Genomic DNA, 20,740 nt, shown 5'->3' with positions numbered 1-20,740 from the left:
CGCGGCATCGCGAGCGGCTGTCAGGGCGCTTCGTTCCCTGAGCAGGCTGCCGACGAATCCGCCGACCGCGCCCAACCCAAGACCCGCGCTCACCAGTCCGGTGCGGCTCACCGTTCGCATGGACCCCGCCTCCCCTAAGAGGTCTGCCAGGTGGATGCGCCATACCCGATCGCATCGTATCCACGATGCGATTCCATCGATACCGCCTGAAAGCAAAGTGCGGGCCGTGTTCCGGTACACACCGGACACGGCCCGCGTGAATGGTCGGGCAACAGACCCGACCCGGCGTGACTCAGTCCTCGAATTCCTCCGCGTCCTCGCCCTGAAGGCTTCGCTGCAGGGCGAGCTTCTCACCCGGAGCGAGTGTGCTGAGGATCCGCTCCAGGTCGTCCGGGGAGGCGAACTCCACGGTGATCTTGCCCTTCTTCTGACCGAGCTCGACCTTCACTCGCGTCTCGAAGCGATCCGAGAGCCGAGTGGCGAGGTCGGACAGCGCCGGCGACGGCACCGAGCCGGCCCGGGGCCCCCTGGCACGCGAAGCCTTCTGCGGCCGTGAGCCCATCAAGGTCACGATCTCTTCGACGGAACGGACGGAGAGCCCCTCGGCGACCACCCGGTAGGCCAGCCGCTCCTGCTCCTCCGGATCCTCGACCGAGAGGAGGGCCCGGGCGTGCCCGGCGGAGAGCACGCCGGCGGCCACCCGGTTCTGGACCTTGGGCGAGAGCTTCAGCAGACGCAGGGTGTTGGAGACCTGAGGCCGGGAGCGGCCGATGCGGTCGGCCAACTGGTCATGCGTGCAGTTGAAGTCCTTCAGCAGCTGATCGTAGGCGGCGGCCTCTTCGATCGGGTTCAGCTGGGCGCGGTGCAGGTTCTCCAGCAGCGCGTCCAGGAGAAGCTTCTCGTCATCCGTGGCCCGGACGATCGCCGGGATCGCGTCCAGGCCGGCCTCGCGGCATGCCCGCCAGCGACGCTCGCCCATGATGAGTTCGTAGCGCGACGGAGCGATCTGCCGGACGACGATCGGCTGGAGGAGGCCGACCTCCTGGATGGAGGTGACGAGCTCCTGCAGGGCGTCTTCGTCGAAGATCTCACGCGGCTGACGCGGGTTCGGCGTGATCGCGTCGAGGGGGATCTCCGCGAAGTGAGCGCCCATGGGAGCCGCGGGCGCCTCTGCGGCGGGGTTCGCCGACGGCTCCTCGGTTTCATGTGAAACAGGCGGCAGCGTGGCCACCTTCGCCGCGGCCACCCCGCGGTCGGTCAGCATCGGGACACCGGCCGAGGGTGCGGAAGCAGCTCCCCCCATCGCGGCCGGGGGCACCGTCTTCTCGGTCGGTGCAGCAGGGATCAGTGCGCCGAGACCACGACCCAAACCCCTTCGTCGCTCGCTCACTGGATCCCCTCCACCATGCTCGGGTTGCTCTGGGCGCCGATGTGGGCGCTCGTCGGGTCATAGCTGACCCCGACGCCCTTCAGCGCGATTTCTCGTGCCGCCTCAAGATAGGACAGGGCACCGCTCGATCCTGGATCGTAGGTCAACACCGTCTGTCCATAGCTCGGCGCCTCGGAGATCCGGACCGAGCGGGGAATGCTCGTCCGCAGCACCTCGTCGCCGAAGTGGCTGCGCACCTCGTCTGCGACCTGGGACGCGAGCCGCGTCCGGCCGTCGTACATGGTGAGCAGGATCGTCGAGACATGCAGGGCAGGGTTGAGGTGCCCCCGCACCAGGTCGACGTTGCGCAGCAGCTGCCCCAGGCCCTCCAGCGCGTAGTACTCGCACTGGATCGGGATCAGGACCTCCTGGCCGGCCACGAGAGCGTTGACCGTCAGAAGACCGAGTGAGGGCGGGCAGTCGATGAGGACGTAGTCCAGGGGCTGCTCGTAGGCCTGGATCGCCCGTTCGAGCCGGCTCTCGCGTGCCACCAGAGATACCAGCTCGATCTCCGCACCGGCGAGATCGATCGTGGCAGGGGCACAGAAGAGACCCTCGACATCGGGGACAGGCTGGACGACTTCCGCGAGCGGCTTGCTCTCGACCAACACGTCGTAGATGGAAGGAACTTCGGCGTGATGGTCGATACCCAGGGCAGTGGACGCATTGCCCTGGGGGTCGAGGTCGATGACCAGCACGCGGCCGCCATGCAGGGCGAGCGACGCGGCAAGGTTGACGGTCGTCGTCGTCTTGCCCACGCCCCCCTTCTGGTTGGCGACCACGATGATGCGGGTCTGCTCAGGCCGTGGCAGGCCCTCGCCGGCGCGGCCTAGAGCCTCCACCGCCAGTTGGGCAGCACGACCGATGGGAGTGTCGTCCATCGGGGGCGGTGTTTCACGTGAAACATCCTCCCCCATCGACTCGGTACGGGGACCGGGGACCGGATCGGTCATCGGTCCCGCGATGTTGGCGTCGGACCGCAAGGATTCACTCTCCTCGACTTCAGGCTCGCAATGAACAGAGCCTCCCATGTCTTCGGGGTCGTGAACCAGTGAGGCCTGTTGTTCTGTGGAGAAATCCACCTCTGTGGAAATCTCCGTGCCCCTCAAGGATGACGGAGGGTCATCACTGGAACCGTCTCCGAGGGATCCGAGGGGCTTTCGGTCGCGGGGTTCTGCCGCGGCGCGGCCGCGACTGATGATGCCGTGCAGCAGTGAGCGACGTTTCACGTGAAACACGATGCACAGCAGACGGAGCCGAACTGTCGCGACACTCCGGCATGGATAGGTTTGCCAGCTTGTGTGGAGTACGTCTCGTCGTCAGGACGGATCAGCGCCGACGGCGGGTACGCCCTGTCCTGGCCGCCTTCGCCCGCTTCGCAGCGAAGCGCACGCCACCCGGACTCTCCCCGACCTCCACACGCACGACCGTGGACAGCGGATCCACCACGCCGTCACCTACATGGAGGATCGACGTCTCCACCGCGCCGAGCTTACTGAGAGCCGTGGCGGCGCTCTTCAGCTCCTCCTCCGCGGTGTCACCCTTGAGTGCCAGCATCTCGCCGTACGGGCGCAGCAGCGGGATCCCCCAGGTGGCCAGTCGGTCCAGCGGGGCCACCGCACGGGCGGTCACCACATGCACGGGATGCAGCGTCCCCATGACCTCTTCGGCCCGGCCACGCACGACCGTGACATGGTCCAGGCCGAGCAGCTCCACGACCTCCGTCAGGAAGTTCGTACGCCGCAGCAGAGGCTCCAGTAGCGTGATCTTCAGATCCTCCCGGACCAACGCCAGCGGGATACCGGGCAGACCGGCGCCCGAACCGACGTCGCAGACCGTGACGCCCTCCGGAACGACTTCCGAGAGCACCGCGCAGTTCAGCAGATGCCGCTCCCACAGGCGGGGCACCTCTCGTGGGCCGATCAGGCCACGCTGCACACCCGCCTCGGCGAGCAGTTCGGCATAGCGCACCGCATCAGCGAAGCGCTCACCGAACACCTCACGTGCCTGCTCAGGCGCAGGGGGAAGCTCCGCTGCCTCCGTCACGGGGGAACCGTCCTTCCGTACCGCACCGACGCTTCGGGCGCCGGCACCAGAACCACCAGAACTAACAGGCTGACAAAGTTCGGCCCCGCCTGCGCACAGACGGGGCCGGAGGGAACGTACGGGCCGATCAAGCGGGAAGCACGACGACGAACCGCTGCGGCTCCTCGCCCTCGGACTCGCTGCGCAGGCCCGCCGACTTGACCGCGTCGTGCACGACCTTGCGCTCGAACGGCGTCATCGGGTTCATCTTCACGGGTTCGCCGGTGCTCTTCACCTCGGCGGCGGCCTTGGCGCCCAGCTCGGAGAGCTCGGCGCGCTTCTTGGCCCGGTAGCCCGCGATGTCCAGCATCAGCCGGCTTCGGTCCCCGGTCTCCCGGTGCACGGCCAGGCGCGTGAGCTCCTGAAGCGCCTCCAGCACCTCGCCGTCACGCCCGACCAGCTTCTGCAGGTCTCGGCTGCTCGCGTCGCTGATGATCGAGACAGCGGCGCGGTCGGCCTCGACGTCCATGTCGATGTCGCCGTCGAGATCGGCGATGTCGAGCAGACCCTCGAGGTAGTCCGCCGCGATCTCGCCCTCCTGCTCCAGGCGGGTCAGGGTGTCAACACCCTCAGCAGCGGCGGAGGTGGTGCCTTCCGTCACGGGATGGGCTCCTTCTTACTTCTTGGACGGGGACTTGGGGCGCTGCGGGCCGCCCTTGCGCTGCCCGGACTGGGCCTTGCTGCGGGCGCTGCTACCGGGCTTCTGCGCGGCCTTCTTGGCGGCGCCGGGCTTGGCGTCCTCGGGCTCGTCGGACTTCTCCAGCGACGTCGGCTCGCCGGCCGCCTTGGGGCCGCCGTGCTGACGCTGGGACTTGGACTGCCGCTTCGGCTGCTGACGCTTGGGAGCCGCTGCGGTGGTCGGCGTACCGTCCTCGGCCACGGTGGCGACGGCGCCCTCGCTCTTCACCACGTTGCCGTCGCTCTGCGCCGCGAGACCGGCCTTGCTCAGGCCGTTGATGAACTTGCGCTCGTACTCGTTGCGGTCGCGGCCCTTGGCGACGATGGCCTTGATGATGACGCGCTCGCTGCGGCGGCGGGTCTTGCCGTGGCTCGTGACGTGCTTGGTCAGGCGCTCCAGGTAGGCGGCCTGGGCCTTGGAACCCGGGGTCGGGTTGTTGTGGATGACGTACATCTGCTGGCCCATGGTCCACACGTTGGTGGTCAGCCAGTAGACGAGGACGCCGACCGGGAAGTTGATGCCGAAGACGGCGAACATGACCGGGAAGACGTACATCAGCATCTTCTGCTGCTGCATGAACGGTGTCTTCACCGTGGTGTCGACGTTCTTCGTCATCAGCTGGCGCTGCGTGTAGAACTGCGACGCCGACATCAGGACGATCATGACCGCGGTGACGATGCGGACGGTGGTGATCGAGGCGTCCAGCGCGGCGGCGTCGGAGGCACTGTCGGTGAACTTCGCGGCCAGCGGTGCCCCGAAGATGTGCGCCTGCTGCGCGCTCTTCAGCAGGCTCTCGTTGATGACACCGATGGTGTCGTTGTTCGCGATGCTGTTGAGCACGTGGTACAGGGCGAAGAAGAACGGCGACTGCGCCAAGATGGGAAGGCACGAGGAGAGCGGGTTGGTGCCCGTCTCCTTGTACAGCTTCATCATCTCTTCGGACTGACGCTGCTTGTCGTTCTTGTAGCGCTCCTGGATCTTCTTCATCTCGGGCTGGAGCGTCTGCATGGCCCGGGTCGCCTTGATCTGCTTCACGAAAAGCGGGATCAGGCAGATACGGATGAGAATCACCAGGGACACGATGGACAGGCCCCAGGCCCACCCGGTGTCAGCGCCGAAGATGGCGCCGTACACCTTGTGGAACTGGACGATGACCCAAGAGACAGGTGTCGTGATGAAGCTGAAGAGGCTGGCAATCGTGTCCACTAATCATGCTCCTTGGACATGGGACGGGGTCTCTGCGGCCGGGCTCGAAGGAACATCACCTTCGATGGCCGTTTCGGCGGCGGAGGGCCCGCCCTTCCGTGCGCGCCACGCGTTGCGCAGCATCTCGTGCCACCGCGGACGCTTGCGCGGCGGGACATGGTCCACACCGCCCAGCGACCACGGGTTGCACCGCAGGATGCGCCAGGCGGTGAGCGCCGTGCCCTTGATCGCACCGTGCCGGTCGATGGCCGTGTACCCGTAGTGGGAGCACGACGGGTAGTACTTGCACACCGGTCCGAGCAGTGGACTGATCGTCCACTGGTACAGCTTGATCAGAGCCAGCAGTGGGTACTTCATCGCGCGCCCCCTCCCAGCAGCCGCTGCAGAGCGGCATCCAGGTCTCGGGCCAGCTGTGCATGGTCGGCATCACCCGCACCGGGCAACGCTCGTACGACTACCAGGCTACCGGGGGGCAGCTGGTCGACTCGGTCGCGCATCAGATGGCGAAGCCTGCGCTTCACCTTGTTCCGTACGACCGCGCCACCGACAGCCTTGCTCACGACGAAACCCGCACGCGTCGGGGGAGCGCTCTCCCCAGGCGCGTGCGGGTCCGTGGCACCGCTACGAAGGTGGACGACGAGTGTCGGGCGGCCTGCCCGGCGACCTCGTCGTACTGCGGTCGCGAAGTCCTCGCGCCGCCTCAGCCGGTTGTCGGTGGGCAGCACGACGTCATGACCTGATCAGGATCAGGCGGACAGGCTGGCGCGACCCTTGGCACGACGGTTCGCGAGAATCGCGCGGCCGGCGCGGGTGCGCATCCGCAGGCGGAAGCCGTGGGTCTTCGCGCGGCGACGGTTGTTCGGCTGGAAGGTGCGCTTGCTCACTCGGGGGCTCCAGAAATCAATCGGTAGTGGCGGGGTGCCGTCTTGGCTGTCACCGTGCGCCCACGAGTAGCTCGCGTTAACGCCCGAGTGCACCGCTTCCCGATCACCTGACGCGATCTGTGCCCATCGGAGGCAGGCGGCAGCAGCCATCGACAACTCGACCTGGTTACGGTACGCGCGGCTACGCCATCCGGTCAAACCAGAGGTCACTGGGAGACACTATCCACAGGCTGGGGACAACAACTTGAACCGCACCCGCCGCCCTGACTACCGTGGCTGGACTCCGATTCGTTCCCTTGTCTCCTTGAATCTGGCTCCACCCCTTTGAATCCCGACCCGTCCCACAATCACACGTTCGTGGGACCCGTGAGAGAGCGTGCCCTGTGGCTGACGTACCTGCCGATCTTGCCGCAGTGTGGCCACGAGTACTGGAGCAACTCCTCGGCGAGGGCCGCGGACAGGGTGTCGAGGCGAAGGACGAGCACTGGATCCGGCGCTGCCAGCCCCTCGCGCTGGTGGCCGACACCGCCCTGCTCGCCGTACCGAACGAATTTGCGAAGGGCGTACTGGAGGGCCGTCTGGCCCCGATCGTGAGCGACACGCTGAGCCGTGAGTGCGGCCGCCCGATCCGCATCGCGATCACCGTCGACGACTCCGCGGGCGAGCCCCCGGCCCCGCCTGCCCCGCCCAAGCCCCGCTACGAGGAGCCGGAGCTCCCTTCGTACGAGGGCTACGGGCGCCACCGCGCCGACGACCAGATGCCCGGCCCCTCAGCCGACCCGCTGCCCACGGCCCGCCCGGCCTACCCGGGCGAGTACCAGCGCCCCGAGCCGGCTCCCGGCAGCTGGCCGCGTCCGACGCAGGACGAGTACAGCTGGCAGCAGCAGCGGCTCGGCTTCCCGGAGCGGGACCCGTACGCGTCGCCGTCGCAGGACTCCTACAGCCAGGACTCCTACGGCCCTCCCGGACAGGACTACCGCCCGCAGCCGATGGAGCGCCCGTCCTACGACGGCCACCGCCCCGACTACGAGCAGCACCGGCCCGACTACGAACAGCACCGCCAGGACTACGACGGCCACCGCCCCGACTACGAGCAGCACCGGCCGGACTACGACCAGCACCGCCCCGACTACGAGCCGAAGCGGCCGGACTACGACCAGCCGCGCTCCGACTACGACCAGGGCCCCCGCCGTGAGCTGCCCGATCCGCCCGTCGGATCCGGGCATGTGCACCGCGGCGGTCCTGTCGGCGCGGCCCTGCCGACCACCGGCGCCCCCGGCCCGCTGGCCGCGCAGCCCGCGCCGGCGCCCGGTCCCGGCGAACCGACCGCGCGGCTGAACCCGAAGTACCTCTTCGACACGTTCGTCATCGGCGCGTCCAACCGCTTCGCGCACGCGGCCGCGGTCGCCGTCGCCGAGGCGCCGGCCAAGGCGTACAACCCCCTCTTCATCTACGGGGAGTCGGGACTCGGCAAGACGCACCTGCTGCACGCGATCGGGCACTACGCGCGCAGCCTCTACCCGGGCACGCGCGTGCGGTACGTGAGCTCCGAGGAGTTCACCAACGAGTTCATCAACTCCATCCGCGACGGCAAGGGCGACAGCTTCCGCAAGCGGTACCGCGAGATGGACATCCTGCTCGTCGACGACATCCAGTTCCTCGCGGACAAGGAGTCGACGCAGGAGGAGTTCTTCCACACCTTCAACACGCTCCACAACGCCAACAAGCAGATCGTGCTCTCCAGCGACCGGCCGCCCAAGCAGCTGGTCACGCTGGAGGACCGGCTGCGGAACCGGTTCGAGTGGGGGCTGATCACCGACGTCCAGCCGCCCGAGCTGGAGACGCGTATCGCGATCCTGCGCAAGAAGGCGGTCCAGGAGCAGCTCAACGCTCCGCCGGAGGTGCTGGAGTTCATCGCCTCCCGCATCTCGCGCAACATCCGTGAGCTGGAGGGCGCGCTGATCCGGGTGACGGCGTTCGCCTCGCTCAACCGGCAGCCGGTCGACCTGGGCCTGACGGAGATCGTCCTGAAGGACCTGATCCCCGGCGGCGACGACGCGACGCCGGAGATCACCTCGACGGCCATCATGAGCGCGACCGCCGACTACTTCGGGCTCACGGTCGAGGACCTGTGCGGCAGCTCCCGGGGCCGCCAGCTCGTCACGGCCCGCCAGATCGCCATGTACCTGTGCCGCGAGCTGACGGACCTCTCCCTGCCGAAGATCGGCGCGCTGTTCGGCGGCCGCGACCACACCACGGTGATGCACGCCGACCGCAAGATCCGCAATCTGATGGCGGAGCGGCGCTCCATCTACAACCAGGTCACCGAGCTCACGAACCGCATCAAGAACGGCTGACGGAGCCGGCCGGCAGCAGGGCCGCAGGGCCCGCCTTACGTCGCTGAGGGCGCTCCGGGACGAGATCCCGGGGCGCCCTTCGTCATGCCGGGACCGCACGTGTGGACACCCGCTGTTCGAATACCTGCCGGGTTACGGCCACTCTCCACAGATTCGGTGACTTTTTGCCGTCCACATCCTGGGGACCGGGAAGTTGTCCAGACTGTGTCCACAGGCGCCCCTGTTGAAAGACCATCAGACCAGGTCACCCGCATGTGGATTCGTGGACGAACGATCTCCACAGACTGTGGACAGCGAGAAGATCCACAGGCTGTGCACGGAGTTGTCCACCGGCAACCCACAGGCTGGGGCCGGTTGTCCCCAGTGATCCCCAGCTTCTCCACATCGCTGTCCACTGTTCGGCAACCCGACGCGCCCTCTCACCGTGTCGAGTGAAAGGCGTCACACAAAGATGCCGGGTTGGGCTGTGGGAAAGGTGGGTAAAGCTGGGGACGGCGTTGGGGAGAAGTCGCCTCAGGCTGTGCATGGGGTGTGCAGAACTTTCCGTTCTCCACAGATACGCCTGGTTGTCCACTGCCGTCGCCCACAGGGCCCGTGGACAAAATCTTGGCTCTGAGCTGGGAAAACAGGGTTATCCACGGTATCCACAGGCCCTACTACTACTCCCAACTAGAGAGAGCTGGGAATCCGTTTCGAAGGGGGTCCTGTGCACAACTTGCTGTCCGGCTCCCGGCTGCCCCTCGTCACGACTTGACCCCGAGAGGCACCTACTGTCAGTGGGGTGCGTCAGACTGTTCCCCGGTGTCCTTCCCCTCACTGGGACCGACGACACCGAGACAGACGACGAAGCCAGGCAGGCCGAGAAGCGCCGGCAACAGCAGGAGGCGGCAACAGTGAAGATCCGGGTGGAACGCGACGTACTCGCGGAGGCCGTGGCCTGGGCGGCGCGCAGCCTCCCGGCCCGTCCGCCGGCGCCTGTCCTCGCCGGCCTCCTTCTCAAGGCCGACGACGGTCAGCTGAGCCTGTCCAGCTTCGACTACGAGGTCTCGGCCCGTGTCGGCGTGGAGGCGGAGGTCGAGGAGGAGGGCACCGTGCTGGTGTCCGGCCGTCTCCTCGCCGACATCTGCCGCGCGCTGCCCAACCGGCCGGTGGAGATTTCCACAGACGGTGTACGGGCGACCGTGGTCTGCGGCTCCTCGCGATTCACACTCCACACCCTGCCTGTGGAGGAGTACCCGGCGCTGCCGCAGATGCCCACCGCCACCGGCACCGTCCCCGGCGAGGTCTTCGCCGCCGCGGCCGCCCAGGTCGCCATCGCCGCCGGCCGTGACGACACGCTGCCCGTCCTGACCGGTGTGCGCATCGAGATCGAGGGCGACACGGTGACGCTGGCGTCCACCGACCGCTACCGCTTCGCGGTCCGCGAGTTCCTGTGGAAGCCGGAGAACCCGGAGGCCTCCGCGGTCGCCCTGGTCCCCGCCAAGACGCTCCTGGACACCGCCAAGGCGCTGACCAGCGGCGACAGCGTCACGCTGGCGCTCTCGGGCTCCGGCGCGGGCGAGGGCCTGATCGGCTTCGAGGGCGCCGGCCGCCGCACGACGACCCGGCTGCTGGAGGGCGACCTCCCGAAGTACCGCACGCTGTTCCCGACGGAGTTCAACTCGGTCGCCGTGATCGAGACCGCCCCCTTCGTGGAGGCCGTCAAGCGCGTGGCCCTGGTCGCCGAGCGGAACACCCCGGTGCGCCTGAGCTTCGAGCAGGGCGTGCTCATCCTGGAGGCCGGCTCCAGCGACGACGCACAGGCTGTGGAAAGGGTCGACGCCCAGCTGGAGGGCGACGACATCTCGATCGCGTTCAACCCGACGTTCCTGCTGGACGGCCTGAGCGCCATCGACTCCCCGGTGGCCCAGCTGTCGTTCACCACGTCCACGAAGCCCGCGCTGCTGAGCGGCAAGCCGGCCCTGGACGCCGAGGCGGACGAGGCCTACAAGTACCTGATCATGCCGGTGCGCCTGAGCGGCTGAGCAGCCGACAGTTGTCCACAGGCCGGTGAAGAAGTGAGCCCGGCCTGTGGGAGAACCCGCAGGTGAGGGCGTACGTCTGAGCGCGTATGCCCACAGATGTGAGCGTGCGTCCGGGTTTAGGCTCGGACGTCGGTACGAATGTGCCTCACACGCCACAGCAACCTAAGGAACAACTCTGATGGAGCTCGGTCTCGTCGGCCTCGGCAAGATGGGCGGCAACATGCGCGAGCGGATCCGCCGCGCGGGCCACACCGTCGTCGGATACGACCGCAACGCTGACCTCGCGGATGTCCACAGCCTGGAAGAACTTGTGGGCAAGCTCGCGGGCCCGCGCGTGGTCTGGGTGATGGTCCCGGCCGGTGCCCCGACCCAGTCGACCATCGACGAGCTCGCGGAGCTTCTGGAGCCCGGTGACGTCGTCGTCGACGGCGGCAACTCCCGCTGGACGGACGACGAGAAGCACGCCGAGCAGCTCGCGGCCAAGGGCATCGGGTTCGTCGACTGCGGCGTCTCCGGCGGCGTCTGGGGCCTGGAGAACGGCTACGCGCTGATGTACGGCGGCGACGCGGAGAACGTCGCCAAGGTGCAGCCGGTCTTCGACGCCCTCAAGCCCGAGGGCGACTTCGGCGCCGTGCACGCCGGCAAGGTCGGCGCGGGGCACTTCGCGAAGATGGTCCACAACGGCATCGAGTACGCGATGATGCAGGCCTATGCCGAGGGCTGGGAGCTGCTGGAGAAGGTCGACTCCGTGACCGACGTCCGGGAGGTCTTCCGCTCGTGGCAGGAGGGCACGGTCATACGTTCCTGGCTGCTGGACCTCGCGGTGAACGCCCTCGACGAGGACGAGCACCTGGACAGGCTCAGGGGTTTTGCACAGGACTCCGGTGAGGGACGCTGGACTGTGGAAGCCGCCATCGACCACGCGGTGCCGCTGCCGGCGATCACGGCGTCGCTGTTCGCGCGGTTCGCGTCGCGTCAGGACGACTCCCCGCAGATGAAGATGATCGCGGCGCTGCGGAACCAGTTCGGCGGCCACGCGGTCGAGGCGAAGTGACCGGCGGGAACAAGAAGGCGGTGACCGGCGGGGTGGAAGAGCCCGCCGGTAACGAGAAGAAGTAATCCACACCCTGGGGATGCCGCCCTGGCACCCTCGGGAGTGACCCGGTTGTCCACAGCTGGGGAAAGTCGAACCACATGTTGGGGGAGGTCGGGCAACGACCATGCACGTCACGCATCTGTCGCTGGCCGACTTCCGCTCGTACGCCCGGGTCGAGGTTCCGCTGGACCCGGGCGTCACCGCCTTCGTGGGCCCCAACGGCCAGGGCAAGACGAACCTCGTCGAGGCCGTCGGCTATCTCGCCACCCTCGGCAGCCATCGCGTCTCCTCCGACGCTCCCCTGGTCCGCATGGGCGCCGAGCGGGCGGTCATCCGGGCGCAGGTGCGGCAGGGTGAGCGGCAGCAGCTGGTCGAGCTGGAGCTCAACCCGGGCAAGGCCAACCGCGCCCGTATCAACAGGTCCTCGCAGGTCAGGCCGCGTGACGTGCTCGGGATCGTGCGGACCGTGCTGTTCGCGCCGGAGGACCTCGCCCTGATCAAGGGCGACCCCGGCGAGCGGCGCCGCTTCCTCGACGAGATGATCACCGCCCGCTCCCCGCGGATGGCGGGCGTGCGCTCCGACTACGAGCGCGTGCTCAAGCAGCGCAACACCCTCCTGAAGTCGGCCGCGCTCGCGAGACGGCACGGCGGCCGCACCATGGACCTGTCCACACTCGACGTCTGGGACCAGCATCTCGCGCGCGCCGGCGCCGAGTTGCTGGCCCAGCGCCTGGACCTGATCGCGACGATCCAGCCGCTCGCCGACAAGGCGTACGAGCAGCTGGCCCCCGGCGGCGGACCCGTGTCCCTGGAGTACAAGCCGTCGGCTCCCGGCGAGGCGCACACGCGCGAGGACCTCTTCGAGCAGCTGATGGCGGCGCTGGCGGAGGCGCGCAAGCAGGAGATCGAGCGGGGCGTCACCCTCGTAGGACCCCATCGGGACGATCTGCTGCTCAAACTCGGTCAGCTGCCCGCCAAGGGATACGCCTCCCACGGCGAGTCCTGGTCCTACGCGCTCGCACTGCGCCTGGCCTCGTACGACCTGCTCAGGGCCGAGGGCAACGAACCGGTGCTGGTCCTCGACGACGTCTTCGCCGAGCTGGACACCCGCCGCCGCGAGCGCCTGGCCGAGCTGGTCGCGCCCGGCGAGCAGGTGCTGGTGACAGCCGCGGTCGATGACGACGTACCGCACGTACTGACGGGGGCGCGGTACGCCGTGTCCGACGGGACGGTGGAGCGGGTATGAGCGACGACCGGTCCGAGAACCCGGCCGAGAACACCCCCAAGCAGACCCCCGAGCCCTCCGGCGTCGACCTCGCGCGCGTGGCGCTCAGGGCGGCCAAGGAGCAGGCACGCGCGCGTGGGGACGCGGCGCGGCAGAAGAAGCAGGCGCGTCGCGGGGGCGGTCTGCGCTCCGGCGCGCGGGCCGACGGACGCGACCCCCTGGCGCTCGGCGCCGCCATTAACCGCTTGATCACCGAGCGGGGCTGGGAGACCCCGGCCGCGGTGGGCGGGGTGATGGGCCGCTGGCCGCAGATCGTCGGGGACGACGTCGCCAAGCACTGCGTGCCGGAGAAGTACGACGAGGACGAGCGGATCCTCTTCGTGCGCTGCGACTCGACGGCCTGGGCGACGAATCTGCGGCTGCTCGCCCCGACCCTGGTCGCCCGCCTCAACGAGGACCTCGGCCATGGCGCGGTCCGCCAGATCAGGGTGAACGGCCCCGGCGGCCCGGCCCGCCGCTACGGTCCGCTGCGCGCTCCCGGCAGCACCGGGCCCGGCGACACCTACGGCTGATCACGCCGGCCGGACCTGCGGCGACGGGTGCACCGACCCCCGCCGGACCGCCTTCGCAGCAGTCCCGCCTGCCCCATCAGCCACAGGTGACCGACATCACATCAGCAGTCGTCGACGGTCGCGAAGCGCGGTCGGCGACGCCCTCCTCGTACCACCGCACGCGGTTGCGAATAGCGACCTGACTCCGAAGTAGCCAAGGGTTGACGGCCGGAAGCGCTGAGTGGCTCTGTGAGCCTCTTTGAGCCCCCATCCGCATATCGGGAGTCGGCGGAGGCAGGTTCAGGGCGGCACATGCGGACTCAGGTACCGGCAAACCCCCATCACTGTCGGCGCTACCGGTAGACTGGAGCCCAATCCCGCCCCACTCGTGGGGACAGTCCGGGAAAAGCTGAGCAACGCTGATCAGGGCTTACCAACGCAACATGCCGCAGCCGCTCCGGCAACCGCCGACGAGCCCGGCTCGTGCTGTGCCAGAAAGGGCGCTTCGTGGCCGATTCCGGCAACCCCAACGAGAACATCCCGTCCACCGACGCCGGCGCCAGCGGCGCGGTGACCTCGTCGAACGACGAGGTCACCGCCTCGTACGACGCCAGCGCCATCACCGTCCTCGAGGGTCTGGACGCGGTCCGCAAGCGACCCGGTATGTACATCGGCTCAACCGGTGAGCGCGGACTGCACCACCTCGTGTACGAGGTGGTCGACAACTCCGTCGACGAGGCGCTGGCCGGCCACGCGGACACCATCGAGGTCACGATCCTCGCCGACGGCGGCGTGCGCGTCGTCGACAACGGCCGTGGCATCCCGGTGGGCATCGTCCCCTCCGAGGGCAAGCCGGCCCTCGAGGTCGTGCTGACCGTGCTGCACGCGGGCGGCAAGTTCGGCGGCGGCGGCTACGCGGTCTCCGGTGGTCTGCACGGCGTGGGCGTCTCCGTGGTGAACGCGCTGTCGTCGAAGGTCTCCGTCGAGGTCAGGACCGACGGCCACCGCTGGACGCAGGACTACAAGATGGGCGTCCCCACGGCACCGCTCGCCCAGCACGAGGCCACCGAGGAGACCGGCACGTCGGTCACCTTCTGGGCCGACGGCGACATCTTCGAGACCACCGACTACTCCTTCGAGACGCTCTCGCGGCGCTTCCAGGAGATGGCGTTCCTCAACAAGGGTTTGACGATCAAACTCACTGATGAGCGCGAGTCGGCGAAGGCCACCTCAGGGGCGGACGAGGCCGGCGCGGACGAGACCGCCGAGGTCAAGACGGTCACGTACCACTACGAAGGCGGCATCGTCGACTTCGTGAAGTACCTCAACTCCCGCAAGGGCGACGTGGTGCACCCGTCCGTGATCGACCTCGAGGCCGAGGACAAGGACAAGGCGCTCTCCCTCGAAGTCGCCATGCAGTGGAACAGCGGCTACAGCGAGGGCGTGTACTCCTTCGCCAACATCATCCACACGCACGAGGGCGGCACCCACGAAGAGGGCTTCCGCGCGGCGCTCACCAACCTGATCAACAAGTACGCGCGCGACAAGAAGCTGCTGCGCGAGAAGGACGACAACCTCACGGGTGACGACATCCGCGAGGGTCTGACGGCGATCATCTCGGTGAAGCTGAGCGAGCCGCAGTTCGAGGGCCAGACGAAGACCAAGCTGGGCAACACGGAGGCGAAGACCTTCGTGCAGAAGGCCGTCTACGAGCACCTCAACGACTGGCTGGACCGCAACCCGAACGAGGCGGCGGACATCGTCCGCAAGGGCATCCAGGCGGCCACCGCGCGCGTGGCGGCCCGCAAGGCCCGCGACCTGACCCGCCGCAAGGGTCTGCTGGAGTCGGCGTCCCTGCCGGGCAAGCTCTCCGACTGCCAGTCCAACGACCCCACCAAGTGCGAGATCTTCATCGTCGAGGGTGACTCCGCCGGCGGCTCGGCCAAGTCCGGCCGCAACCCGGAGTACCAGGCGATCCTCCCGATCCGAGGCAAGATCCTCAACGTCGAGAAGGCGCGGATCGACAAGATCCTGCAGAACCAGGAGATCCAGGCGCTGATCTCGGCCTTCGGCACGGGTGTGCACGAGGACTTCGACATCGAGAAGCTCCGCTATCACAAGATCATCCTGATGGCGGACGCCGACGTCGACGGCCAGCACATCAACACCCTGCTGCTGACCTTCCTGTTCCGCTTCATGCGGCCGCTGGTCGAGGCCGGGCACGTGTTCCTGTCGCGTCCCCCGCTCTACAAGATCAAGTGGGGCCGGGACGAGGTCGAGTACGCCTACTCCGACCGTGAGCGCGACGCGCTCCTGGAGATGGGCCGCCAGCGCGGCAAGCGCGTCCGCGAGGACTCGATCCAGCGCTTCAAGGGTCTCGGCGAGATGAACGCCGAGGAGCTGCGCATCACGACCATGGACCAGGAGCACCGCGTCCTCGGCCAGGTCACCCTCGACGACGCCGCCCAGGCCGACGACCTGTTCTCGGTCCTCATGGGCGAGGACGTCGAGGCCCGCCGCGCGTTCATCCAGCGCAACGCCAAGGACGTCCGCTTCCTCGACATCTGAGTCGGTCTCAGCTGACCGCACCAGGAAGGAACTTCACCAGCAATGGCCGACGAGAACACCCCCGTCACCCCTGAAGAGGGCGGCGAACTCGCGATGCGTGTCGAGCCCGTCGGGCTCGAGACCGAGATGCAGCGCTCGTACCTCGACTACGCGATGTCCGTCATCGTCTCGCGTGCGCTGCCGGACGTCCGTGACGGTCTCAAGCCCGTCCACCGCCGCGTCCTGTACGCCATGTACGACGGCGGCTACCGCCCCGAGCGCGGCTTCTACAAGTGCGCCCGTGTCGTCGGTGACGTCATGGGTAACTACCACCCCCACGGCGACTCCTCGATCTACGACGCCCTGGTGCGCCTCGCGCAGCCCTGGTCGATGCGCATGCCGCTCGTCGACTCCAACGGCAACTTCGGCTCGCCGGGCAACGACCCGGCCGCGGCCATGCGCTACACCGAGTGCAAGATGGCGCCGCTGTCGATGGAGATGGTCCGCGACATCGACGAGGAGACCGTCGACTTCACGGACAACTACGACGGCCGCTCCCAGGAGCCGACCGTCCTGCCGTCCCGTTTCCCGAACCTGCTGATCAACGGCTCTGCCGGGATCGCGGTCGGCATGGCGACCAACATCCCGCCGCACAACCTGCGCGAGGTCGCGGCCGGCGCCCAGTGGTACCTGGAGAACCCCGAGGCCTCGCACGAGGAGCTGCTGGACGCCCTCATCGAGCGCATCAAGGGCCCCGACTTCCCGACCGGCGCGCTCGTCGTCGGCCGCAAGGGCATCGAAGAGGCGTACCGCACCGGCCGCGGCTCGATCACCATGCGCGCGGTCGTCGAGGTCGAGGAGATCCAGAACCGCCAGTGCCTGGTGGTCACGGAGCTGCCGTACCAGACCAACCCGGACAACCTCGCGCAGAAGATCGCCGACCTGGTCAAGGACGGCAAGATCGGCGGCATCGCGGACGTCCGCGACGAGACGTCCTCCCGCACGGGCCAGCGTCTCGTCATCGTGCTCAAGAGGGACGCGGTCGCCAAGGTCGTACTGAACAACCTCTACAAGCACACGGACCTGCAGACGAACTTCGGCGCCAACATGCTGGCGCTCGTCGACGGCGTCCCGCGCACGCTCTCCCTGGACGCGTTCATCCGCCACTGGGTGACGCACCAGATCGAGGTCGTCGTCCGCCGTACGCGCTTCCGGCTGCGCAAGGCCGAGGAGCGGGCGCACATCCTGCGCGGCCTGCTGAAGGCCCTGGACGCCATCGACGAGGTCATCGCGCTGATCCGGGCCAGTGAGACGGTCGAGGTCGCGCGCACGGGCCTGATGGAGCTCCTGGAGATCGACGAGATCCAGGCCAACGCCATCCTCGAGATGCAGCTGCGCCGACTTGCCGCCCTGGAGCGCCAGAAGATCGTCCAGGAGCACGACGAACTCCAGGCGAAGATCACCGAGTACAACGAGATCCTCGCCTCGCCTGTCCGCCAGCGCGGCATCGTCAGCGAGGAGCTCGCCGCGATCGTCGAGAAGTACGGCGACGACCGCAAGACCATGCTGGTGCCCTACGACGGCGACATGTCCATCGAGGACCTCATCGCCGAAGAGGACATCGTGGTCACCGTCTCGCGCGGCGGCTATGTCAAGCGCACCAAGACGGACGACTACCGGGCGCAGAAGCGCGGCGGCAAGGGCGTACGCGGCACGAAGCTGAAGGAAGACGACATCGTCGACCACTTCTTCGTCTCGACGACCCACCACTGGCTGCTGTTCTTCACCAACAAGGGCCGCGTGTACCGCGCGAAGGCCTACGAGCTCCCGGACGCCGGCCGTGACGCGCGCGGGCAGCACGTCGCCAACCTGCTGGCCTTCCAGCCGGACGAGGCCATCGCCGAGATCCTCGCGATCCGCGACTACGAGGCGGTGCCTTACCTCGTGCTCGCCACCAAGGCGGGTCTGGTGAAGAAGACGCCTCTGAAGGATTACGATTCGCCGCGTTCCGGCGGTGTCATCGCGATCAACCTCCGTGAGATGGCGGACGGTTCCGACGATGAACTGATCGGTGCCGAGCTCGTTTCGGCCGATGACGATCTGCTCCTGATCAGCAAGAAGGCACAGTCGATCAGGTTCACCGCCACGGACGAGTCACTGCGTCCCATGGGCCGGGCGACCTCGGGTGTCAAGGGCATGAGCTTCCGCGAGGGAGACGAGCTGCTCTCGATGAATGTTGTTCGACCCGGTACGTTCGTGTTCACTGCCACCGACGGCGGGTACGCGAAGCGGACCGCCGTCGACGAGTACCGCGTCCAGGGTCGCGGCGGCCTCGGCATCAAGGCCGCCAAGATCGTCGAGGACCGCGGCTCCCTCGTCGGCGCGCTGGTGGTCGAGGAGACCGACGAGATCCTCGCCATCACGCTGGGCGGCGGTGTGATTCGTACGCGAGTCAACGAGGTCAGGGAGACGGGCCGTGACACCATGGGCGTCCAACTGATCAATCTGGGCAAGCGCGATGCCGTGGTCGGCATCGCACGTAACGCCGAGGCGGGACGCGAGGCGGAGGAGGTCGACGGCGATGTGGCCGTCGACGAGACCGCCGAGGAGACCGCCACGACCATCGGCACGGACGAGGGTGAGGCACCCTCGGCCGAGTAGCACGAGGAGAGAGACATCGTGAGCGGAGCCACGGGCGCCGGATCGTCGGGTACCTCGGCCGGTTCTCCGGCCGGTTCGGACGGCGGCGGCCGTGGCTCCGCCGCGCCTGCGACGGACACGCACACCACCCAGCTGAAAGCGATCAAGTCGCCCGCCAAGGGCGCTTCCTCGCCGGACGCGCCCGGATCCCAGGGGGGAACCGTGACGGACGGCCGAGGCCCGCAGAGCCAGCAGTACGCGGCCGGCGCGGGCTCGGCGGGCGCCCAGCCCGCGCCCGCGGCGGCCCAGCAGGCGTCCCCTGCGGGGTCGGCGTCGCCGCTGCCCGGGGAACGGCAGCCGCAGCAGCCCGCGGGCCCCTACCACCCGCCGCAGGCCTACCAGACGGGCGCTGGGGCGGCCGGGACGCGCAAGCCGCGCACGGGGGCCCGTACGACCCCGCGCACCCGCAAGGCGCGCCTGCGGGTCGCCAAGGCCGACCCGTGGTCGGTGATGAAGGTCAGCTTCCTGCTCTCCATCGCGCTGGGCATCTGCACGATCGTGGCGTCCGCGGTGCTGTGGATGGTCATGGACGCGATGGGCGTCTTCTCCACGGTCGGCGGCACGATCTCCGAGGCCACCGGCTCGAACGAGTCGAACGGCTTCGACCTGCAGTCCTTCCTGTCGCTGCCGCATGTGCTGATGTTCACATCGATCATCGCGGTCATCGACGTCGTCCTCGCTACGGCGCTGGCGACGCTGGGCGCGTTCATCTACAACCTCTCCGCCGGCTTCGTCGGCGGCGTCGAGCTGACGCTCGCTGAGGATGAGTGACCTGCTGCTAAACCGCGGCTGACGGTCCTGCGACAACCGATTTTGGGACTACCCCGGTCGTGCGCTAATCTTCAGGAGTCAGCGCGCGGGACACACACCGCAGAGCGCGGCGGGGCTATAGCTCAGTTGGTTAGAGCGCATCCCTGATAAGGATGAGGCCACAGGTTCAAATCCTGTTAGCCCCACCAGCGAGAAGACCCCCAGTCCACAGGGCTGGGGGTCTTTCGCGTCCCGGTTGTCAGTACCGGGTGAGAGCCTGGTCGGCATGATCGTCGAACGGGCATACGCGCACGTCGCCGAGGGCGAGAGGGACGAAGGCGACCAGTGGCCGTGGTCGGTGCCGTGTGTGCGGCAGCTGCTGGACGACGGCCTGAGATTCACCGCGCCGGTCACGTTCCTGGTGGGGGAGAACGGCTCGGGCAAGTCCACGCTCGTCGAGGCGCTGGCGGAGGGCTTCGGCCTGGACTCCTGGGGCGGATCCGCGGGCTACAAGTACGCGAGTTGGCGTGAGCCGTCGGCCCTGGGCGGGCGGATACGGTTCGAGGCGACTGCGGCCGGCCGACGGATGCTGCGCGGGCCTCGTACGCGCCGCAGAGGCTTCTTTCTGCGGGCGGAGACGGCGCTGGACGCGCTGGGCAGGGAGCAGAAGTCCGGAAGGCTGTCCGGCGATGCGGACGGGATGAGCCACGGTGAGGGCTTCCTCATGGCCTTCCGCGAGCGGTTTCAGGAGCCTGGGCTGTACGTCCTGGACGAGCCCGAGGCCGCGCTGTCCTTCGCTTCTTGTCTTCAACTCGTGGGCCAGCTGCATGAACTGGGGCGTTCCGGCGCACAGGTCATCTGCGCGACGCACTCACCTGTGCTGACGGCGCTGCCTGGCGCCGAGATCATCGAGGTGGGTGACCACGGAATGCGTCCCGCCGGGTGGCGGGATCTGGAGCTCGTCGACCACTGGCGGCGTTACCTCAACGATCCGTGGGCCTATCTCCGGCACATCGTCGATGCGGGATGAGACGGGGAGCGGGCGGAGCGCAGGGTGAAGCAAGCCGTGGCACTGCTACTGCCGAAGGGGCTGTCGTCACGGGCGGTGCCGGGTAGGCGGGATCGCCGTGGCGGCGGTTGGAGCAGAGGGAGCAGATGAAGCAGATGAAGCAGAAGGAGCAGAAGGAGCAGGTGAAGCAGAAGGAGC

The 20,740-nt window shown here is 68.1% G+C and carries 17 protein-coding genes and 1 tRNA gene; 10 read left to right on the top strand and 8 right to left on the bottom strand.

Annotated features, from left to right (window positions below):
* Nucleotides 1–292 precede the first annotated feature (292 nt).
* The 8 genes from ACIRD7_RS30180 to rpmH form a co-directional block, all read right to left on the bottom strand.
* A complete protein-coding gene (locus ACIRD7_RS30180) occupies nt 293–1,390 on the bottom strand; it encodes a ParB/RepB/Spo0J family partition protein (RefSeq protein WP_403458558.1) in 1,098 nt (365 codons plus the stop codon).
* The gene (locus tag ACIRD7_RS30175) at nt 1,387–2,460 is read right to left on the bottom strand and encodes a ParA family protein (protein ID WP_403458869.1); all 1,074 of its coding nucleotides are present in this window, start codon (nt 2,458–2,460) and stop codon (nt 1,387–1,389) included. The genes ACIRD7_RS30180 and ACIRD7_RS30175 overlap by 4 nt, the downstream gene beginning before the upstream one ends.
* A 298-nt stretch (nt 2,461–2,758) precedes the next feature.
* Nucleotides 2,759–3,475, bottom strand: a complete 717-nt coding sequence (gene rsmG / locus ACIRD7_RS30170; protein WP_403458557.1) for a 16S rRNA (guanine(527)-N(7))-methyltransferase RsmG — start codon at nt 3,473–3,475, stop codon at nt 2,759–2,761.
* A gap of 127 nt (nt 3,476–3,602) precedes the next feature.
* The gene (locus tag ACIRD7_RS30165) at nt 3,603–4,115 is read right to left on the bottom strand and encodes a protein jag (RefSeq protein ID WP_403458556.1); all 513 of its coding nucleotides are present in this window, start codon (nt 4,113–4,115) and stop codon (nt 3,603–3,605) included.
* A 15-nt stretch (nt 4,116–4,130) separates the two neighbouring features.
* Entirely contained in the window at nt 4,131–5,399 is a 1,269-nt protein-coding gene (gene yidC / locus ACIRD7_RS30160; protein WP_403458554.1) for a membrane protein insertase YidC, read from the bottom strand.
* A 3-nt stretch (nt 5,400–5,402) separates the two neighbouring features.
* A complete protein-coding gene (yidD, locus tag ACIRD7_RS30155) occupies nt 5,403–5,756 on the bottom strand; it encodes a membrane protein insertion efficiency factor YidD (RefSeq protein ID WP_403458551.1) in 354 nt (117 codons plus the stop codon).
* Nucleotides 5,753–6,124, bottom strand: a complete 372-nt coding sequence (gene rnpA, locus ACIRD7_RS30150; protein WP_403458549.1) for a ribonuclease P protein component — start codon at nt 6,122–6,124, stop codon at nt 5,753–5,755. The genes yidD and rnpA overlap by 4 nt, the downstream gene beginning before the upstream one ends.
* A 21-nt stretch (nt 6,125–6,145) precedes the next feature.
* Nucleotides 6,146–6,283: a 50S ribosomal protein L34 gene (gene rpmH / locus ACIRD7_RS30145; protein ID WP_015659252.1), complete on the bottom strand. Its 138-nt coding sequence runs from the start codon at nt 6,281–6,283 to the stop codon at nt 6,146–6,148.
* A 383-nt stretch (nt 6,284–6,666) separates the two neighbouring features.
* Here rpmH and dnaA point away from each other — a divergent pair, with 383 nt between their 5' ends.
* The 10 genes from dnaA to ACIRD7_RS30095 all read left to right on the top strand — a co-directional run bounded on the left by dnaA (nt 6,667) and on the right by ACIRD7_RS30095 (nt 20,563).
* Nucleotides 6,667–8,640 carry a chromosomal replication initiator protein DnaA gene (gene dnaA, locus ACIRD7_RS30140; RefSeq protein ID WP_403458545.1) on the top strand — a complete coding sequence of 658 codons (1,974 nt, stop codon included), beginning with the start codon at nt 6,667–6,669 and terminating at the stop codon, nt 8,638–8,640.
* A gap of 893 nt (nt 8,641–9,533) precedes the next feature.
* Complete coding sequence (gene dnaN, locus ACIRD7_RS30135) at nt 9,534–10,664, top strand: DNA polymerase III subunit beta (RefSeq protein ID WP_403458543.1); 1,131 nt, start codon at nt 9,534–9,536, stop codon at nt 10,662–10,664.
* Nucleotides 10,665–10,842: 178 nt separating this feature from the next.
* Nucleotides 10,843–11,718, top strand: a complete 876-nt coding sequence (gene gnd / locus ACIRD7_RS30130) for a phosphogluconate dehydrogenase (NAD(+)-dependent, decarboxylating) (RefSeq protein ID WP_403458542.1) — start codon at nt 10,843–10,845, stop codon at nt 11,716–11,718.
* A 166-nt stretch (nt 11,719–11,884) separates the two neighbouring features.
* Nucleotides 11,885–13,006 carry a DNA replication/repair protein RecF gene (recF, locus tag ACIRD7_RS30125; protein ID WP_403458541.1) on the top strand — a complete coding sequence of 374 codons (1,122 nt, stop codon included), beginning with the start codon at nt 11,885–11,887 and terminating at the stop codon, nt 13,004–13,006.
* Nucleotides 13,003–13,557: a DUF721 domain-containing protein gene (locus ACIRD7_RS30120; RefSeq protein WP_403458540.1), complete on the top strand. Its 555-nt coding sequence runs from the start codon at nt 13,003–13,005 to the stop codon at nt 13,555–13,557. The genes recF and ACIRD7_RS30120 overlap by 4 nt, the downstream gene beginning before the upstream one ends.
* Nucleotides 13,558–14,019: 462 nt before the next feature.
* Nucleotides 14,020–16,104: a DNA topoisomerase (ATP-hydrolyzing) subunit B gene (gyrB, locus tag ACIRD7_RS30115; RefSeq protein ID WP_403458538.1), complete on the top strand. Its 2,085-nt coding sequence runs from the start codon at nt 14,020–14,022 to the stop codon at nt 16,102–16,104.
* A 42-nt stretch (nt 16,105–16,146) separates the two neighbouring features.
* Entirely contained in the window at nt 16,147–18,744 is a 2,598-nt protein-coding gene (gyrA, locus tag ACIRD7_RS30110; RefSeq protein ID WP_403458537.1) for a DNA gyrase subunit A, read from the top strand.
* A gap of 18 nt (nt 18,745–18,762) precedes the next feature.
* The gene (locus ACIRD7_RS30105) at nt 18,763–19,554 is read left to right on the top strand and encodes a DUF3566 domain-containing protein (RefSeq protein ID WP_403458535.1); all 792 of its coding nucleotides are present in this window, start codon (nt 18,763–18,765) and stop codon (nt 19,552–19,554) included.
* 111 nt (nt 19,555–19,665) lie between these two features.
* Nucleotides 19,666–19,742: transfer RNA gene (locus tag ACIRD7_RS30100), tRNA-Ile, on the top strand.
* Nucleotides 19,743–19,819: 77 nt separating this feature from the next.
* Nucleotides 19,820–20,563, top strand: coding sequence for an AAA family ATPase (locus tag ACIRD7_RS30095; RefSeq protein ID WP_403458533.1), 744 nt, complete (start codon nt 19,820–19,822; stop codon nt 20,561–20,563).
* The last annotated feature ends 177 nt before the right edge of the window (nt 20,564–20,740 follow it).

It is taken from the genome of Streptomyces sp. NPDC093568, assembly GCF_044764945.1.
In the GTDB taxonomy this organism is placed as follows: Bacteria; Actinomycetota; Actinomycetes; order Streptomycetales; family Streptomycetaceae; genus Streptomyces.
Note: the sequence above shows the minus strand (reverse complement) of the source record. Positions and strands in the feature narration are given on the sequence as shown.

What these genes read in the sequence shown, in the direction of transcription:
- ACIRD7_RS30175 (WP_403458869.1), bottom strand. Translation starts at nt 2,460, where the DNA reads ATGGGAGGCTCTGTTCATTGCGAGCCTGAAGTCGAGGAGAGTGAATCC.
- yidD (WP_403458551.1), bottom strand. Translation starts at nt 5,756, where the DNA reads ATGAAGTACCCACTGCTGGCTCTGATCAAGCTGTACCAGTGGACGATC.
- gnd (WP_403458542.1), top strand. Translation starts at nt 10,843, where the DNA reads ATGGAGCTCGGTCTCGTCGGCCTCGGCAAGATGGGCGGCAACATGCGC.
- recF (WP_403458541.1), top strand. Translation starts at nt 11,885, where the DNA reads ATGCACGTCACGCATCTGTCGCTGGCCGACTTCCGCTCGTACGCCCGG.
- ACIRD7_RS30120 (WP_403458540.1), top strand. Translation starts at nt 13,003, where the DNA reads ATGAGCGACGACCGGTCCGAGAACCCGGCCGAGAACACCCCCAAGCAG.
- gyrA (WP_403458537.1), top strand. Translation starts at nt 16,147, where the DNA reads ATGGCCGACGAGAACACCCCCGTCACCCCTGAAGAGGGCGGCGAACTC.
- ACIRD7_RS30095 (WP_403458533.1), top strand. Translation starts at nt 19,820, where the DNA reads ATGATCGTCGAACGGGCATACGCGCACGTCGCCGAGGGCGAGAGGGAC.